The 16,576-nt window shown below is 70.7% G+C and carries 15 protein-coding genes; 7 read left to right on the forward strand and 8 right to left on the reverse strand.

All coding sequences use genetic code 11. The features are described 5' to 3' along the window. Window positions 1-110 precede the first annotated feature (110 nt). Window positions 111-596: an adenylyltransferase/cytidyltransferase family protein gene (locus ACWGKJ_RS16790; RefSeq protein ID WP_385027168.1), complete on the forward strand. Its 486-nt coding sequence runs from the start codon at window positions 111-113 to the stop codon at window positions 594-596. Here the strand turns inward: ACWGKJ_RS16790 and ACWGKJ_RS16795 are convergent. Beyond that, window positions 556-1,278, reverse strand: a complete 723-nt coding sequence (locus tag ACWGKJ_RS16795) for a CDP-alcohol phosphatidyltransferase family protein (RefSeq protein WP_385027172.1) — start codon at window positions 1,276-1,278, stop codon at window positions 556-558. The two genes, ACWGKJ_RS16790 and ACWGKJ_RS16795, sit on opposite strands and share 41 nt — an antisense overlap. Before the next feature lie 199 nt (window positions 1,279-1,477). Here ACWGKJ_RS16795 and ACWGKJ_RS16800 point away from each other — a divergent pair, with 199 nt between their 5' ends. Beyond that, window positions 1,478-2,218 carry a TetR/AcrR family transcriptional regulator gene (locus tag ACWGKJ_RS16800; RefSeq protein WP_385027175.1) on the forward strand — a complete coding sequence of 247 codons (741 nt, stop codon included), beginning with the start codon at window positions 1,478-1,480 and terminating at the stop codon, window positions 2,216-2,218. 15 nt (window positions 2,219-2,233) lie between these two features. Here ACWGKJ_RS16800 and ACWGKJ_RS16805 read toward each other — a convergent pair whose 3' ends face one another. After that, entirely contained in the window at window positions 2,234-4,300 is a 2,067-nt protein-coding gene (locus ACWGKJ_RS16805) for an ATP-binding protein (RefSeq protein ID WP_385027178.1), read from the reverse strand. Between the two features lie 254 nt (window positions 4,301-4,554). Between ACWGKJ_RS16805 and ACWGKJ_RS16810 the strand changes: the two genes are divergently transcribed. The 3 genes from ACWGKJ_RS16810 to ACWGKJ_RS16820 all read left to right on the forward strand — a co-directional run bounded on the left by ACWGKJ_RS16810 (window position 4,555) and on the right by ACWGKJ_RS16820 (window position 6,742). Beyond that, window positions 4,555-5,481 (forward strand): SGNH/GDSL hydrolase family protein, encoded by a 927-nt coding sequence (locus ACWGKJ_RS16810; protein ID WP_385027181.1) that lies wholly within the window; start codon window positions 4,555-4,557, stop codon window positions 5,479-5,481. A gap of 163 nt (window positions 5,482-5,644) precedes the next feature. Beyond that, a complete protein-coding gene (locus tag ACWGKJ_RS16815; protein ID WP_385027184.1) occupies window positions 5,645-6,241 on the forward strand; it encodes a hypothetical protein in 597 nt (198 codons plus the stop codon). A gap of 246 nt (window positions 6,242-6,487) precedes the next feature. After that, the gene (locus ACWGKJ_RS16820) at window positions 6,488-6,742 is read left to right on the forward strand and encodes a hypothetical protein (protein ID WP_385027187.1); all 255 of its coding nucleotides are present in this window, start codon (window positions 6,488-6,490) and stop codon (window positions 6,740-6,742) included. Between the two features lie 127 nt (window positions 6,743-6,869). Here ACWGKJ_RS16820 and ACWGKJ_RS16825 read toward each other — a convergent pair whose 3' ends face one another. From ACWGKJ_RS16825 to ACWGKJ_RS16850, 6 genes are all read right to left on the reverse strand, one after another. Continuing rightward, window positions 6,870-7,523, reverse strand: a complete 654-nt coding sequence (locus tag ACWGKJ_RS16825) for an ABC transporter permease (RefSeq protein WP_385018140.1) — start codon at window positions 7,521-7,523, stop codon at window positions 6,870-6,872. After that, window positions 7,524-8,234 carry an ABC transporter permease gene (locus tag ACWGKJ_RS16830; protein ID WP_385018142.1) on the reverse strand — a complete coding sequence of 237 codons (711 nt, stop codon included), beginning with the start codon at window positions 8,232-8,234 and terminating at the stop codon, window positions 7,524-7,526. After that, window positions 8,231-9,217 (reverse strand): ABC transporter ATP-binding protein, encoded by a 987-nt coding sequence (locus ACWGKJ_RS16835; protein ID WP_385018144.1) that lies wholly within the window; start codon window positions 9,215-9,217, stop codon window positions 8,231-8,233. Before ACWGKJ_RS16835 ends, ACWGKJ_RS16830 begins: the two co-directional genes overlap by 4 nt. A gap of 88 nt (window positions 9,218-9,305) precedes the next feature. Then, the gene (locus ACWGKJ_RS16840) at window positions 9,306-10,280 is read right to left on the reverse strand and encodes an ABC transporter substrate-binding protein (RefSeq protein WP_385018146.1); all 975 of its coding nucleotides are present in this window, start codon (window positions 10,278-10,280) and stop codon (window positions 9,306-9,308) included. After that, window positions 10,277-12,301 carry a CocE/NonD family hydrolase gene (locus ACWGKJ_RS16845; protein ID WP_385018147.1) on the reverse strand — a complete coding sequence of 675 codons (2,025 nt, stop codon included), beginning with the start codon at window positions 12,299-12,301 and terminating at the stop codon, window positions 10,277-10,279. Before ACWGKJ_RS16845 ends, ACWGKJ_RS16840 begins: the two co-directional genes overlap by 4 nt. Window positions 12,302-12,497: 196 nt before the next feature. Continuing rightward, window positions 12,498-13,697, reverse strand: coding sequence for an FAD-dependent monooxygenase (locus ACWGKJ_RS16850; protein ID WP_385018335.1), 1,200 nt, complete (start codon window positions 13,695-13,697; stop codon window positions 12,498-12,500). A 144-nt stretch (window positions 13,698-13,841) separates the two neighbouring features. On the opposite strand from ACWGKJ_RS16850, the gene ACWGKJ_RS16855 reads away from it, so the two are divergent. Next, window positions 13,842-14,354, forward strand: coding sequence for a MarR family winged helix-turn-helix transcriptional regulator (locus ACWGKJ_RS16855; RefSeq protein WP_385018149.1), 513 nt, complete (start codon window positions 13,842-13,844; stop codon window positions 14,352-14,354). 608 nt (window positions 14,355-14,962) lie between these two features. Then, the gene (locus tag ACWGKJ_RS16860) at window positions 14,963-16,441 is read left to right on the forward strand and encodes an MFS transporter (protein WP_385018151.1); all 1,479 of its coding nucleotides are present in this window, start codon (window positions 14,963-14,965) and stop codon (window positions 16,439-16,441) included. Window positions 16,442-16,576 lie beyond the last annotated feature (135 nt).

Below are 16,576 nucleotides of genomic sequence, written 5' to 3' on the forward strand. Positions count from 1 at the left end.
GTGAACCCCGTTGCTCACCCCGATCGTTCACTCATCCTGAACGGAATGTGCACGCTATCGTCAGTACCTTCCACCACACCGGGGGGTGTGGTTCGCTGGGGGGTTCAGTCATGACGGCAGGCAAACCGTACCGGGTCGGATACGCGCCCGGTGCTTACGATCTCTTCCACATCGGTCACCTCAACATCCTTCGTCACGCGCGCAGTCAGTGCGACTACCTGGTCGCCGGGGTGGTGTCCGACGAGATGGCGGAGCGGGCCAAGGGGCGGCGCCCGATGATCCCGCTGGTGGAGCGGCTGGAGATCGTCCGCAGTGTCAAGTACGTGGACGCGGCGTTCGTGGAGACCGTCGCGGACAAGGTCGAGACCTGGCGGCAGGTCCGCTTCGACGTCCTGTTCAAGGGGGACGACTGGCGGGGCACCGCGAAGGGCGAGAAGCTGGAGCGGGACTTCGCGGCGGTGGGCGTGGAGATCGTCTACTTCCCGTACACGGTGCACACGTCGAGTACGCAGTTGCGCCGCGCACTCGACGTACTGGCCGCGCCCGAGCCGCAGTTCAGCGCCGAACTGCGCTCAGTTCCCGGAACCACTTCGTGAGGAAGGCCGCCAGGAACAGCGCGCTCGCCGCGCCGAGCGCCGTGTAGGCCCAGCGGAATCCGGGACCGGCGCCGAGCAGCAGGAAGACCAGGCAGAAGATCCCGTGGTCGACGGGGAGCAGCGCGACCGCGCGCAGCCGGGACGGTGCGGCGGCCGGGCTGCCCGGGACCGGCCGGGGGGTGAGTTTCTCGGTGAGCAGTCCGCCGAAGAAGGTGACGACGGCGGCGAACTGGAAGCCGAGGGGCACCAGCAGCCAGGCGTCGTCCGCCACCCCGAAGTGGCCGGGGTGACGGTAGAAGGCGATGAGTACGGCGGAGTGCAGTGCGGTGATCTTCGCGCAGTCCACGACGTGGTCGAGCCACTCCCCCGCCGCGCTGCCGCCGCCGCGCAGCCGCGCCAGCTGTCCATCGGCGGAGTCGAAGGCGAACCCCACGGCGAGTCCGGCCCAGACGGCGATGCCCTGGCCCCAGGACGGCCCGCCCAGCGCCACTCCGGCCACCGCGGCGAAGCTGAACACGGCGCTTACCAGCGTGACCTGATTGGGACTCAGCCCCAGAGCGTGTGATCCGGCTGCCAGCCAGCGGCCGGCCGGCCGGTTCACATAGCGGGAGTAGAGCGACACTCCCTTGGCGGACTTCTGCGCCGTCCGCAGTTCGAGCAGCGCGGTACCCACGGATCCCATGGCCCCCCCAGGTCATTTTCACAACGTCTGAACATCATCGCAGGTGTCCGGCCACCTTCAAGACGGTGCGGTATGCCGTGCCGGTGGGGGCGTGTCGTGGGCGGCGGTGGCATCCCGGCTCGTTCAACGAACGTCGTCCCTCAGCCACGAACTAAGCTCCATGAGGGGAACGCAGTTCGCACCGAGGTACGGTGAGCCCATGCCCATGGATCCGGAACAGCGCCGCGCCGCCCGGCACGCCCAGCCCGCCGCTCCCCCGGCGCAGCCGAAGCGCCGCAAGGAGCCGATCACCGTCGACCGGATCACCGATGCGGCGCTCCAGGTCGTCGCCTCCCAGGGCTATGACGCGCTCACGATGCGCAGCGTCGCCGGTGTACTCGACACAGGACCCGCCTCGCTCTACGCCCACGTGGTCAACAAGGCCGACATCGACGAACTGATCATCGGCCGGCTCTGTGCCCGGCTGACCCTGCCCGAACCCGATCCGGCCGCATGGCGCGAGCAGATCCTCGATGTCTGCGCCCAGATCCGTGACCAGTATCTGGAGTACCCCGGCATCTCACGCGCCGCGCTGGCCATGGCCGCCACCAACCTCGACGTACTGCGCGTCAACGAGGGGATGCTGGCCATCCTGCTCGCCGGCGGTGTCGAACCGCAGACGGCGGCCTGGGCGATCGACGCCCTCTCGCTCTACGTCAGCGCCTACGCACTGGAGACCTCGCTGGTCGCGCAGCGGCAGAGCAGACAGGACGACAGCTGGGTCGTCGGCCGCGACGAGCTGGTGCGCCGTTTCACGGCGCTGCCCGCCGACAGGTTCCCCCGGATCCGGCGCTACGCGGCCGAGCTGACCTCCGGCACCGGACATGAACGGTTCGATTTCACCCTCGGCCTGATCGTCGACAACGTCGCCATGACCCGGCCCACGCCTCCGTCCGGCTGAGAGCGCCGCACCGGCTCACCGCAGGGACAGCTGCCCGTCGAGTGCGCGGGCCAGGGCCGGCGCCGTCCGCACCGAAGCACCCCGGCGGAACGCATCGGCGTACGCCTCGTCCCCGATGGCGGCCCGCGCGGCACGCTCGCACTCCTCGCGTACGGGGCCGAGCTCGGGGGTGCCGCGCTGCGGGTGTCCGACCGTGCGCCAGTACGCCTGGCTGGTCCCGGAGACCAGGGCGGCGCGTTCACCGTCGCCCCGCGCCGCCAGGGCTGCCGCGAGGACGTCCAGGCCCAGGGCGATACCGAAGGCGTCCCCGATGTGCCGCTTGCCCATGAGCATCGACCGCGCATGGGCCGCAGAGTCGCCCGGCCGGTCCTGGAAGAGCGCGATCAGCGCGAGCTGGTACTCGGTGTACGAGCGGGTCCACCAGTCCCCTGTCCCGGCGCACACGTCACGCAACTCGGTGGCGAGAAACCGTGCTTCGCCGAGCAGACCGAGCCCGGTGAGCGCGAACACCTCGACCAGCCGGCACTTGCGGCGGGACGCCGAGTCCTCCGTCATACCGGCGGAGGCCGGCAGCCGGACGGCCACGGTGTGCGCCGCCAGCGGTCGGCCCGCCATCAGGTGGCTGAGGCCGAGGAGATACCCGGCGGCGAGCGACGCCTCCGTGCTCTCCCCCTGCTGTGCGTCCTCGTCGCACCGGAGTCCCAGGTCGTGCGCCAGGTCGTGCTCACCCTGGAGCAGCGCGTTCACCCCGAGCACCCACTGTGCCCTGCCACGGACCGGCCCCGGCACCGGGTGGAGGGCCAGCGCGCGCTCCACGTAGCCGCGCAGTTCGTGCAGATGGCCGCAGCAGCTCCAGTAGAAGCCGACCAGACCGATCAGTTCGAGCGCGCGCCCGGGGTCGGTGACCAGCAGCCGTTCCATCGCGGTGCAGAGGTCGATGTGTACGTCGGCGACCCGCCGGTACCACTCGCTCTGTCCGGGGCTCAGCCAGCCCGCGTCGGCAGCGCGCGCGAGGTCCAGACAGAAGGCGGCGTGACGCTCGGCCACCGCCTCGGCCTCGCCCAGCTCCGCGATCCACATCCGGCCGTACTCACGGACGGTGTCGAGCATGCGGTACCGGGCGCCGTCCCGGCCGACGACCGACTTCTCGGTGAGCCCGCGCAGCGCGCGGTCGACCTCGGCGGCCGGGAGCGGCCCGCCGGAGCAGACGGCACGGGCGGACTCCGCGTCGAAGGGGCCGCGGAAGACGGACAGCCGTGCCCAGAGGAGCCGTTCGAGCGGTTCGCACAGTTCGTGGCTCCAGCCGATGGCGGTCCGCAGGGTCCGGTGCCGCGGGGGCTGGTGCCGCAGGGTCCGCAGGCGCGGCGCCCCGGCCCGCTCGCCGAGCACCAGTGTCTCGAAGCGGGAGGACAGCATCTCGGCCACCTTCTCCACCGAGCTGCCCCGGAGCTGGGCGACGGCCAGTTCCAGTGCCAGTGGGATGCCTTCGAGCTGACGGCAGATGCCGGTGGCCGCAGCGACGGTGCGCGGATCCGCCAACGAGAGTCCGGGCACGGCCTGTTCGGCCCGTTCGGTGAAGAGGGTGAGCGCCGCCCGGTCGCCGTCGACCTCCAGCGGCGCGATCTCGACCACGTGCTCACCGCGGACTCCGAGCGCCTGGCGGCTGGTCGCCAGCACCGTGAGTCCGGGGGCCGTGGTGAGGAGGTCCCCCACCAGGCTACGGCAGGAACCGATCAGGTGTTCGCAGGAGTCGAGCACCAGCAGCCCCTGCTTGTCGGCGAGCCATTCGCAGAGCGCGTCGGCCAGGTTGCGCGTCGTGTGGTCGGAGAGCCCGACGGCATCACAGACGGTGGGCAGCAGCAGCTGCTCGCCGGAGACCGGTGAGAGGTCCGCCCACCACGCACCGTCGGGGCACTCCGGTGCCGCGAGGCCCGCCGCACGGAGCGCGAGGCGGCTCTTGCCCACCCCGCCGATCCCGGTCAGCGTGATCAGCCGGTACCCCGCGAGGGCGTTCCGCAGATGGCCCAACTCGTTCTCTCGTCCCACGAGGCGCGTGGCCTCATGGGGAAGGTAGCCCGCCACCGGACCAGTGTGTCCTACTCCGGGCGCCCCCGGCACCGCAGGGCGCGTCACCGGGAGGGAGCGGGCGAACACCGTTCCGGCGCGGCGTCGTTGAGGTACCGGTGCCGCGCCGCGTCGGTGCTCGACAACGCCGGGGAAGTGACGGAGGTTGTGGTGGGCACCGCCCACCGCACCGCGGCCGCCGGCGCACACGGCCGCCACCGCACCGCAGCCGCCACCGCACCACCCGCACAGCCACGGAGCCGGGAGCCCCAGTGAACTCAGCACGCCGCACAGGCACTTGTCGTGGAGTACGACGGCTGATCGGGGCCGTGCTCGCCGCGGCCGCGCTCACCGCCTCGGCGACGGCAGCCGGTCTCACCTCCGCGGCGGCCGACGCCGGAGGCCCGGCGCGCCCGGCCCGCCAGGTCTATGTGGCGCTGGGCGATTCGATGGCGGCGGGCCCGTTCGTACCGCGCGGCACGGGGCCGGTCGCCTGCGGACGTTCGACCCGCAACTACCCGCACCGGCTGGCCGCCCTGATCAGGGCGGACGTGTTCCGCGATGTCACCTGCAGCGGCGCGAGGACCGGCGACATGACCGCTCCCCAGCGGCTCTCCGTCCTCGGCACGGACGCGGGCACCGCGCCGCCCCAGATCGACGCGCTGAGCCCCGGTACGACGCTGGTGACCCTGACCGTCGGCGGGAACGACGCCGGTCTGGTGGGTGTCGCGGGCAGCTGTGTGCGGCTCAGCGCGCTCGGCGGGCACTGCCAGGACACCTACGTCAGGGACGGGGTCGACGAGGAGGCGGCCCGCATCGACAGCCTGGGCCCGAAGCTCGCCACCGTACTGGACGCCGTACACCGCCGTTCGCCCGCGGCCAGGGTGCTGGTCACCGGGTACGGGGATTACCTCAGGGCGGGCGGCTGCTGGCCGGCGGTGCCGCTGCTCAGCAGCGACGCGGACTGGTTCCAGGCCGGTATCGACCGGATGAACAGGGTGATCGCGGCGGTCTCCGCGGCGCACGGCGCCGAGTACGTCGACGTCCGCACCCCGAGCAAGGGCCACGACGCCTGCCGGGCACCCCACGCCAAGTGGGTGGAGGGCTTCCTGCCCACCGCGGCGGCTGCGCCGCTGCACCCCAACGCCCGGGGCGAGCGGGCGTACGCGGATGTCATCCACGCCAGGATGGCGCACTGACGAAACACACTGACGGGGCGCACCGACGGAGACAGGCAGGCGCACCGGCTGGGACGCCCGGGATCAGGCAGGGACACCCGGAACCGGCGCTCGGGAGCGGGACCGCCGGGCGGGGTTCCGGGCCACTGGCTGTCACACAGGTCCATCGTCCATACTGCGCACCGTGGAACAGCACATAGGTCCGAAGAGCCCGCTTCCCGTGCAAGCCGCCGCGACCGATCCGGCGTACGTCCCCGGCCTGATGCCGCCGCCTGCCGAGGCCCCGACGGCCGGGCCCGAACCCGCCGACGGGGAGGCTGCGGAGCACATGGAGGCGGCAGCCGACGCGGCGGCGCCGCAGGACCCGGGCGGCGACAGCGCACCGGAGGAGACGAAGGCGCCGGAGAGGGCCGCGGAAGCGGTGGAGACCGGTGCGGGGGACGGCGCCGGTGAGCACGGAGACTCCGGCCCGCACGACACGGAGCCCGGGAGCGGGGCCGGGGAGGCCCCGGCGTTCGAGGTCTCCGACCGCCGCTCGGCGATCATCGCCAACCGTACGGGCGTGGTGCTCCGACTGGACGACCAGGAGGCCGAGTTCGACTGGGCCGAGATCGGCGCCGTCGAGTTCCGGACCGCCAAGTACGGGCGACGGCTGACCCTCTTCGTCCATATGCCGAACCGCCACACGTACCAGGCCGATGTCGCGGCGTCCGGCCGGGACGAGCTCAAGCAGTGGGCGGAGCAGCTCGACACGGTCCTGGACTCCTACTTCGAGGAGTGATCCCGGGCGCCCGCCCGCACCTCCCCGGGCGCCGGCCGGCGCTTCCCGGACGCCCGCCGGCGCCTCCCGACGCGGTGTCCGGGCACCGCCTCCGCATACGAGAACCGCACCCCTGTGCCCTGACCGGTGCCACTTCCGCATGACAGGTGCGTCCGTTCGGCTGGGGCCTGGCGGGGCGGCTTCCGGATGTCCCTCCTAACCGATATGCATGTCCTTGCCCATGTAGTTGTCGAATTAGGAGTCTCTATGCGTCTTCGCAGCATGCTCGTCGCCGGCGCCTTCGCCGCCTCCGCGGTTCTGGGCGGCGCGGCGTCCGCCTCGGCCCTCGACTACGGCCACGACCACGGTCATCACCACCACCACGGCGTCGCCGCCGCGGGTGGCTTCGAGAAGGAAGCCAGTGGCATCTACTACCACAACCTCGGTGGCCCGGCGGGCATCACGGACGCCGGCGCCTACAAGGACATGAGCAAGGGCTGGTTCGCGTTCCTGGCTCACTGATCAGGACAGACCAACGCCCCCGGTACCGCAGCGTCGCGGTACCGGGGGCGTCGGTCTGTCCGGACGTCCGGGGTCCGTGGCTGCCCGGACCCCGGACAGAAGGCCCTGAGGGCTGTCCCGTCATCCCTCAGCCGCGCGACGCCCGCAGCCCCTTGGGCACGAGCAGCCGCTGGACGAGCGCGATCAGCCCGTCGGCGGCGAGCGCCAGGGCCGCCACCCACAGGGCCGCGGCGATCACCCCTTCGAGACCGTAGTTGGCCTGGCCGAGGACGATGTCCCCGAGACCGCCGCCGCCGGCCACCGTGGCGAGGGTCGCGGCGGAGATGACGTACACCACCGCGATCCGGATCCCGGAGAAGAGCAGCGGGAGGGCCAGCGGCAGCTCCACCTTGAGCAGGACCTGCAGGGGTGTGAGACCCATCCCGCGTGCGGCCCGGACCATGTCAGGGTCGACCTGGTCGACGGCCAGATACGCCTGGCTGAGGATCGGCGGGATGGCGGTGATCAGCAGCGCGACGGCGATGTTGACGAAGTTGAGGCCGAAGATGCCCAGGCCGATCGCGATGACCGCGAGGTTGGGCAGGGCACGGCCCACGTTGGAGATGCTGGTGGTGACGAACTCACCGCGGTGCAGATGTCCGAGCCAGAGCCCGACGGGCACGGCGACCACCAGCGAGACGGCGATCACGATCGCGCACATCCAGATGTGCTGCCCCGTCTTCTCCAGCATCAGCGACAGCCGCTCGTGCATGAAGGTGAACGAGCCGACGAAGGTGTCCATTTACGCGGCCTTCCTGCTCCGGGCCCACGGCGTGAGCAGCCGTCCGGCGAGTACCAGCAGTCCGTCGGCGGCCAGCGCCAGGATGACCGCGAGTACGCCCGCCCCGATGAACTGGGTGTTGAACGGCGACTGCAGCGCCTTGAGGATCAGCGAGCCGAGGCCCGAGTCGATGACGTACGCGGCGATGGCGACGGTCCCGATGGTCATCACCGTTGTGACCCGCAGTCCGGAGATGACGGACGGCAGGGACATCGGCAGCTCGACCTTGAAGAGGATCTGCCGCCGGGTCAGTCCCATACCCCGCGCCGCGCGCACCGCGTCCTCAGGGACTTCGCGCAGCCCGGTGAGGATCGTGGTGAACAGCAGATAGAGGCTGTACGCGATGAGGGCGATCTCCACGGTGAGCACCGAGAACCCGGTGACCGGGACCAGGAGCTGGAAGAGCGCCAGCGGCGGCACCGTGTAGAGGAACGACGAGAGGGCGGAGGCCGGCATGGCGAACCACCCCTGGAAGTGGGCGAGTACGGCCATCAGGAAGGCCACCACGAAACCGGCCACGACGGCGATGAGGGTGAGTTCGATGTGCTGGACGAGCGCGGGCCAGAAGAGCGACGACCAGTGCGCGGTGAACCAGTCCATACAGAAGGTGGAGTTGTTCGCCACGCAGGCGCTGGGGCTCCCGTAGTCCGGGATGACAGGTCCCGCGCTCATGCCGCGCCCGCCTTCCGTACGGAGTCCATGGACGCGGTGCCGATGACCGTTCCGCCGTCCCCGGTGACCCGTACGGCGTCGGCACCTTCGGCCACCATGAGGGAGAGCGCGGAGCGGAGCGTGGCCTCGCCCGGGAGAGCGGGCAGCGCGTCGGTGCCGGTGGCCGGGGTGAGTTCCAGATCGCTGAGCCGGACCAGGGAGAGGCGCTTCAGTCCGCGGTCGGCGCCGAGGAACCGGGCGACGAAGTCGTCGGCCGGCTTCTTCAGCAGGGTACGGGGCGAGTCGTACTGGGCGAGTCTGCCGCCCTCACGGAGGATCGCGACCCGGTCGCCCATCTTCACGGCCTCGTCGATGTCATGGCTCACGAAGATCACCGTTTTGCGGATGCGCTCGTGCAGCGCCAGGAACTCGTCCTGGACGTGTTCGCGGGTGATCGGGTCGAGCGCGCCGAACGGCTCGTCCATCAGCATGACCGGCGGGTCGGCCGCGAGGGCGCGGGCGATACCCACTCGCTGCCGCTGGCCGCCGGAGAGCTGGTTGGGGTAGCGCGACCCGTACTCGCCGGCCGGCAGGCCGACCAGGTCGAGCAGTTCCGCCACCCGGTCCTTGGTGCGCTTCCTGTCCCAGCCGAGGACCTTGGGGACGGTGGCGATGTTCGCCGCGATCGACAGATGGGGGAAGAGGCCCGTCTGCTGGATGACGTAGCCGATCGAGCGGCGCAGCTGGATGGGGTCGAGATCGCGGATGGAACGGCCGCCGATGCGGATGTCTCCGCCGGTCGGCTCGGCGAGCCGGTTCACCATCATCAGCGCGGTGGTCTTGCCGCTTCCGGACGGGCCGAGCAGTACGCAGATCTCCCCCGCTGGCACCGTCAGCGACAGGTCGTCGACCGCGGGCGATGCGGAGTTGGGGTAGGTCTTCACCACGTGGTCGAAGACGATCTCCTGCGCGGAGGCGGAAATTTTATGGCTTTCCTGGCTCATTGGGGGCTTTTCTCCTGGAGGGCGACGGAAGGTCGCGGATGGGGTGGGCGGGGCGCCGCCGCGGTCGTCGCGCGGCGGTCTGTCCGCGTCAGCTGATGCCGTTGGCCTTCAGGAACTTGGCCGCGACTTCGGAGGGGGCGAGCCGCACGGTGTCGACCGCCCGGTTCATCTCGCGTACCGCCTGGTCAGTGAGGAGCGCGTCCACCTTGTTCAGCGTCCTGGCGAATTCCGGGCCCTGCTTCTCCTGTACGCCCTTGCGTACGACGGGGGCCACGTTCTGGAAGCCGTAGTAGCCCTTCGTGTCGTCGAGCAGGGTGTAACCCCCGCGCGCGAGCTGCGGGTCGGTGGTGAAGACGTCCGCTGCCTGGACCTGTCCGTGGTCGAGCGCGGAGTACTGCAGGCCGATGTTGAGGGTCTTCACCTCGGTGTTGTGCAGCCCGTACGTCTTCACCATGTCGTGGTAGCCGAGTGCGCCCTCCATGTTGTCGGGGTACTCGGCGAAGACGACGTGTCCCGCCTTCCTCAGATCGCTGATGGTCCTCAGTCCGTGCTTCTTGGCGAAGGCGGGCTTGACGGCGATCGCGTCGCGGTTCTGGAAGGGGGTCGGGTCCAGCATCGTCAGCCCGCGGGTCTCCTCGTAAGCCCTGGCCGCCCGGTAGGTCCCGGCGGCGGAGTGCGGGACCGTGCCGCTCCGGGCCAGAACCTGGAGGATGACCCCGGTGTACTCGGGGTACAGGTCGATCTGGCCGGAGGTGAGTGCCCCGTCGATGACGGTGGTGCTGCCGATGTTCGACTTCAGCTCCACGTCGTAACCGGCCTTGGTCAGCGCCTGTTTGTACAGCTCACCGATGATCCACTGCTCGGTGAACTCCTTCGCCCCGATGACCACGGTGGGTTTGCCCGCCGTCTCGGAGACGGCGCCGCAGCCCGACAGGGCGCCGAGGAGGGCGAAGGCCAGACAGGCGGCCAGGACCCGCGCGGAGTGGCGGGCCGGGGGGCGGCGCAGCGGCCGGCGGCCCGCCGCCGGGAGTACGGCCGCGGGCGCGCGGCGAAGGCCCCTCACACCTGGTCCCGGGGGACGCTGAAGGACCAGGTACGGGTGAAGACCTCGCGCTCGTCGTCGCCCGCGCCCTCGAAGGCGGAGAGCTGGTTGACCACGAGGAAGTCCGTCGCGTCGGCGGTCATCCGGGACCGGGTGCTGATGCGTGTCGCCCAGTCGCCCCGGCTGATGGACTCCTCGCGCTCGCTCTCCACGGACGCGGACAGCGGGTCGCCCTCGACCAGCCGGAAGCGGTTGAGGTCGCTGCCGGTACGGGTCAGGCCGTCGGCCCGGTCGGTCATGGTGCCGTCGGCCGGGGTGGTGACGATGGTCTGTTCCCCGGTCTCGTGGTCGTAGCCGACCCGCCGGGCACCGGGCAGCGGTACCAACTCAATGCTGTGCGGGGGCACTTCGAGCGGCGGACCGTACGGGCGCAGCTCCGCGTCCTCGGCGGGGCGCGGTGCGCGTACCGGCAGGGTCAGCTCGCCGTACTCGGTGTCCAGTTCGAGCGCCACCTGCTCCGGTGAGGGCCAGATCCACGGCCACAGCGAGGCGGAGACGGAGACCCGGAGCCGGTTGCCGACGCCGAAGGCGTGGCCGATGGCGAACAGCGGCACCGTCACCTCGTAGGCGCGGCCGGGCTCCAGCGGGCGCGGGTCGGTGTGCCCGTCCCGGTGGGTGAGATTGAGGAAGCCCGTGGTGACCAGCTTGGAACTGCCGTCGGGCCGGACTTCGCAGAGCCGCACGGCGAGTTGCGCCTGCGGCCGGTCGCTGGTGACGCGCAGGGTCACCTCGGGGACGCCGAGGATCTCAAGACGCTCGGTGAGGGCGGGCCCGGTGAAGGTCTGCGAGCGGCCGTCGTCCGCGGCCTGGTCCCCGTACTGCCCGGGTATGTCACCGAACTTGAGGAAGTCGCCGCCGGACGCGCCGAGTGCGAGCGGTGAACGCAGCACGGCCGTGCCGGGGCCCCCGCCGAGCAGGCTGAGCGGCAGAACCGCGGCCTCGACACCGGGGGCCGGCCAGGAGGGTTCGGCGACCCAGCGGCCGGGGCGGTTCTCCAGGTCGGAGCCGACCGGGGCCGGGTCGGGTATCCAGGCGCGCAGGGCGGGCTCGTCCATGATGCCGTTGTCGGCTCCGGCCATCCAGTGGTCGAACCAGCGCACGCACTCGCCCTGGAAGTCCATGGCAGGGCCGGGCTCGGCCTGGTGGGGGTAGGTGTGCGCCCAGGGGCCGAGCATGGCCTTGACCGGTACCCGCAGGTTCTCCATGAGCCGGAGGACGGCGCCGCGGTACGGGTCGAGCCAGCCGCCGACCGCGTACACCGGCACCTTGATGGCCGTGTAGTCCTCGCAGACGGATCCGTGCTGCCAGTAGGAGTCGCGGCGCTGGTGGGTCAGCCACTCCTCGGCGTACGGGACGGTCCGCTCCAGGCGGTCGAGCCATTCGTCGCGCCAGGAGTCGCCGAGCACGGCCGGGTCGGACGGGCGGGCGTTGTACGCGAGCATCGTCGCGGCCCAGGGCAGCATCTCGGATGCGAGCAGGGAGCCGCCCGCGTAGTGCACGTCGTCGGCATAGCGGTCGTCGGTCGAGCAGACGGTGACGACACAGCGCAGCTGGGGCGGCTGGAGGGCGGCTATCTGGAGGCCGTTGAAGCCGCCCCAGGACTTGCCGATGATGCCCACCTGTCCGTCCGACCAGTCCTGCCGCTCGATCCAGGCGAGGACTTCGAGCGCGTCGGAGAGTTCGGTGGCGTGGTACTCGTCGAGCATGATGCCGCTGGAGTCACCGCTGCCCCGGCAGTCGACCCGCACAGCGGCGTAGCCGGCCCGCGCGAACTGGCCGTGCAGCGTCACGTCGCGCGGGGCCGTCCCGTCGTTCTTGCGGTACGGGATGTACTCCAGGACCGCGGGAACCGGTCCTGCCGCGTCGGCGGGCAGCCAGACACGGGCGGCGAGACGGGTGCCGTCCTCCAGCGGGATCCAGACATGGCGGAGGACGCGTACGGGGTGCTGTGCGGGGGCGGGGTCGGTGGTGGCAGTGCTCATGTTTCGGCACCTTAGAGGAGCCTCACATTCCGTTTGTCCTGAGTGCCCCCGTTTTACTTGCTTGTTCAACCGTGAACAAAAGCACAGGCATAGGGCGGCCCATTATGGGTAAACACCCCACATTTGCACACTGGTGTAACTATGACCGGCGACAAGGGCGGATGACCGCCCGCCCCCGGCCGCGGCGGCAGGAGCGCTATGCGGCGCGACCGTACTCGGGCAGCACCAGGGCGGTGCTGGCAGCCGTGACCTGGCCCCCCGCAGGAAGATCGGTGCTGCCGCGCAGAATCGCGTTGCGCGCGTCGAGCTGCTCCGGGGTGCGGGGTGCGGTAGCGGCGGCGCCGTCCACGACGAGCGCCTGGTTCAGCTCCGCGAACTCACGGACCCTCCCCTCGTAGGCCGCGAAGGCCGCCGTGTGGTCGGCGTGGGTCGCCAGCTCACCCGCCAGGACGTACGCCCCGACCAGCGAAACACTCGACCCCTGGCCGGACATGAAGGAGGTCGCGTGGGCGGCGTCCCCCGCCAGAACCGTACGGCCGGTGGACCAGGCGGGCATATGGATCTGGCTCACCACGTCGAAGAAGAGGTCGTCGGCGTCCCTCATGGCCGCCACCATCCGGGGTATCTCCCACTGCACGTCGGGGAACCGCTCTGCCACCAGCTCGCGTTGGGCCTTCGGGTCACGGAACGCGGCGAAGGGAGCTTCCTCCTGTGCGAACGTCAGGAACCCGTGCAGCGTGTCGGCCAGCTCATGGGCGTAGAGGGTCGCGGCCCTGCCCGGAACGTTCCACATCCGGGCCTCGCGTTCGAGACCGAGGTCGTTGGGGAGCGTGAACCCGGCGAAGCAGTAACCGAGGTAGCGGTGGAACCGCTCTTCGGGGCCGAAGGCCAGCCGCCGGGTGTTGGAGTGCAGCCCGTCGGCGCCGATCACCAGGTCGAAGGTGCGCCGGGTGCCGCTGTCGAAGGTGACCTCCACGGCGTCGCCGCGGTCGTCCAGGGTCGCGATGGAGTCGCCGAACAGGAACTCGACGCGGTCCCGGACCAGACCGTAGAGGCAGTCGGCCAGGTCTCCGCGGCGCACCTCCAGATCGAGGCCCTCCGTGCCGCCGGCGACGGCCTCGGGGCGCACGGCGGCCACGACACCGCCGTCGGCTTCGAGGAAGGAGATCTTCCGGGTGTTCACATGGGCCCGCCGGAGCTGCGGCAGCATTCCCATCCGGTCCGCCACCTCGCGCGCGGTGCCCCGGACGTCGATCGCGTACCCTCCGCCGCGGAGCGCGGGGGCCTTCTCCACCACGGTGACCTCGAAGCCGTAGCGGTCGAGCCAGTAGGCGAGGGTCGGTCCGGCGATACTGGCGCCGGAGATCAGGATGGTGCGGTTGGCCGTGGGGTTCATCATGGGTCCTCCCCGTCCGGGCTCCCACCCGGAACAGTAGATGCCTGCTTTAGGTATCCTTATTGCGGACAGGGTGTGCCCGCGAACACCATCAACGAGCGCCACCATATAGATACCTGTTTTAAGTATGCAAATGGAGCCGGGATGAACACGCCCTCGCCGGATGGATCCGAGCACGGCAGCCGGGACGATGTACTGGCCGTGATGCCGCGTCTGGCACAGCTGAGCAATGCCATCAGCCGCGGCCGTCTGGCCCAGCACGCCATGGAGGCGGCCGGGATCACACTGGAGCGGCCGCCCTTCTCCGTACTCCTCGCCCTGCACTTCGCGGGCCGGCCGCTGCGGGTCAAGGAGATCGCGGAGGCGGTCCAGGTCGTCCAGCCCCATGCCACGCGCCAGATCCAGCAGTTGGAACGGCACGGCCTGGTGCGGCGGATCGGCGACCCCGACGACGGACGGGTCAGTCTGATCGAGCCGACCGAGAACGGGGCACAGGCCGCCGAGCGTTACGCCCACACGCTCATCGGGTGGTTCACCGGGGCCGTCGCCCACTGGCCGGAGCAGGACCGGCAAGACCTCGGCCGTCTGCTGACGCGCTTCGCGGACGAGGTGACGGAGCGGCTGGCGCTCCTCGACGGGCCGGAGTCGGCGCCCTAGTCGGGCGGCGCGGATCGAGCGCCGGGGCAGCACCGGCCCGGTGCGCCGTCGGCCCTCTGCCGGTCCGCTGTCGGTGCGATCCGGGGGGCGCCGGTGCGCTCGCCGAGAAAGCCCTGACCCGTGACCGGCTTCCTCACCGCAGTCGGCGCCGGACAACCGCTCACGCACGCGCACACAACTGCGCGAGCGCCTCTGCCGTTCCCCGCAAAGACGCAGCTCAGTGAGGTCCGAGCCGACGGATGCGGGCGGGACGTCGGCGCCGTCGAATCGGCGGGCCGGCCACCTGGTGTGCGACGGCGCCCAGCGGTGCCGTACCTTGGAGCAGTTGCTGTGCCGCGGTTTGGGTGGCGGTGACCGGTTCCTGTTTCTTCTGTGTGTCGATCTTGAGGTGACGTCCTATCAGCCAGGCCATGCAGTCGTCCGTGTTCCCCACGTGCTGATGTGTCGCACGTCTTCGGGGGCGGACGTCCCGCTGGCCTGAGTTGCGTCACCCTTCCCCGCAGTCTTCCTTCCCGGGTGCAGCTCTGCCGTCTGCCCCGGGCTTCGTGTTTGCCGGCTCTGGTGTGGCAGTCGGCAGGGCACCCCGATCTTTGGATCAGGAGTTCCTGTTGTCTTCCTCCGCGCTCGGCAACGAGCCACAGCACACCCCCCAGTCCTCCGAGCAGCCATCACCCCAACACCCGAAGACGGCCTTCGCCGCCCGGATTGCCCTCCTGGTGGTGTTGGGCGCCGAGCTCCTGAACCTTCTCGACCAGTCGGTCGTGCTCACCGCGCTGCCCGCGATCCAGGAGTCGACCGGCGCGGGTCCCTCCGCGGTGCAGTGGCTGACCACCGGCTACTCGCTGCCCGTCGCTGTCGGACTGATCACCGGTGGACGCCTCGGCGACCTCTACGGCCGACGCAGGATGCTCCTGATCGGCGCCATGGTGTTCACTGCGGGCTCTCTGCTGTGCGGGCTCGCTGCCGGGCCGGGTGTGCTGATCGGCGCCCGCCTGGTCCAGGGTGCGGGCGTAGCGCTGATGATTCCGCAGGTTCTGGCCACCATCCATGTCGCCTTCGACGGCGCGAGCCGCAGCCAGGCGTTCGGACTGTACGGGGCGGTCCTGTCCCTCTCGAACGTGCTGGGTCCGATCATGGGCGGGCTGCTCACCGAGGCGGATCTGTTCGGCCTGTCGTGGCGGCCGGTCTTCCTGGTCAACGTGCCCGTCGGCCTCGCCGTGCTCGTCCTGGGGCGCAGGTTCATCCCCGAGTCGACCGCCCGCAGGGCCGACCGGCTCGACCTCACCGGCGTGCTGCTGTCCGCCCTGGCCATCGTTCTGATCGTCTTCCCCATGTCGGAGGGGCATCTGCGTCACTGGCCGCTGTGGTGCTTCGCCATGCTCGCCGCAGGCGTCCTCGCGCTGGGTGGCTTCCTGCGCCAGCAGCAGCGTGGGCAGGACAACGCACCCCTCGTGCCCCTGCCCCTCTTCGCGAGGCGGCAGTTCTCCGGCGGCATGGCCGCGCAGCTGATGCACGGCCTGCTGTGCGGGCTGTTCTTCATGACCTGGACGCTGTATCTCCAGCGGGGTCTGGGCATGAGCCCTGTTGTTGCGGCACTGGCCTTCGTGCTGCTCTCCATCGGAGAGCTGGCCGGCGCATCCATCGCGGCGAAGAGTGCCGGGCGCTTCGCCCGCCGTCTCCCCCAGACCGGGGCCCTCATCACGCTCGCCGCGATGGCCGGTTACGGGTTCCAAGCCGGCGCAGAGCAGGGGGATCTGGGCCTGCTGAGGATGTCCGCTCCAGTGGTCCTGATCGGGTTCGGTCTCGGTATGGTCGGCGGCCCGCTGGCCGACCTGTCGCTGGCCAAGGTCCCGCAGGAGGACGCCGGGGCCGCCTCGGGCCTCTTCAACACCGCCATGCACCTGGGCATCGCCCTGGGGACCGCCCTGAGCGCCCTGGTGTTCTTCGCGACCACCAAGGGCTCGTCCGAAGCGGCTCTCAATCGTGACGGGTTCCTCACCGTGCTCTGGTGGGCCGGCGGCCTCCTCGCGCTGATGTGGTCCCTGATGTTCTGCTTGCCCCGGGGAGCCGGGAACCAGGCGGACTGAGCCCCGCCCGTGCCCCGGCCATGACATCGACCGGGGCACGGGCCCTCAGCCTTCCTCGTCCTCGCCGTCTTCGGCGTCGTCCGGGTTGAAAGGGGCGCAGGCCCTGGCCGGGCCACTGGCGCTGATGTTGAACAG

It is taken from the genome of Streptomyces sp. NPDC054757, assembly GCF_053612185.1.

Excerpts from the sequence above, each read along its gene's own strand:
- ACWGKJ_RS16825 (WP_385018140.1), bottom strand. The coding sequence starts at position 7,523 with ATGGACACCTTCGTCGGCTCGTTCACCTTCATGCACGAGCGGCTGTCG.
- ACWGKJ_RS16790 (WP_385027168.1), top strand. The coding sequence starts at position 111 with ATGACGGCAGGCAAACCGTACCGGGTCGGATACGCGCCCGGTGCTTAC.
- ACWGKJ_RS16800 (WP_385027175.1), top strand. The coding sequence starts at position 1,478 with ATGCCCATGGATCCGGAACAGCGCCGCGCCGCCCGGCACGCCCAGCCC.
- ACWGKJ_RS16795 (WP_385027172.1), bottom strand. The coding sequence starts at position 1,278 with ATGGGATCCGTGGGTACCGCGCTGCTCGAACTGCGGACGGCGCAGAAG.
- ACWGKJ_RS16835 (WP_385018144.1), bottom strand. The coding sequence starts at position 9,217 with ATGAGCCAGGAAAGCCATAAAATTTCCGCCTCCGCGCAGGAGATCGTC.
- ACWGKJ_RS16855 (WP_385018149.1), top strand. The coding sequence starts at position 13,842 with ATGAACACGCCCTCGCCGGATGGATCCGAGCACGGCAGCCGGGACGAT.
- ACWGKJ_RS16845 (WP_385018147.1), bottom strand. The coding sequence starts at position 12,301 with ATGAGCACTGCCACCACCGACCCCGCCCCCGCACAGCACCCCGTACGC.
- ACWGKJ_RS16850 (WP_385018335.1), bottom strand. The coding sequence starts at position 13,697 with ATGAACCCCACGGCCAACCGCACCATCCTGATCTCCGGCGCCAGTATC.
- ACWGKJ_RS16830 (WP_385018142.1), bottom strand. The coding sequence starts at position 8,234 with ATGAGCGCGGGACCTGTCATCCCGGACTACGGGAGCCCCAGCGCCTGC.
- ACWGKJ_RS16820 (WP_385027187.1), top strand. The coding sequence starts at position 6,488 with ATGCGTCTTCGCAGCATGCTCGTCGCCGGCGCCTTCGCCGCCTCCGCG.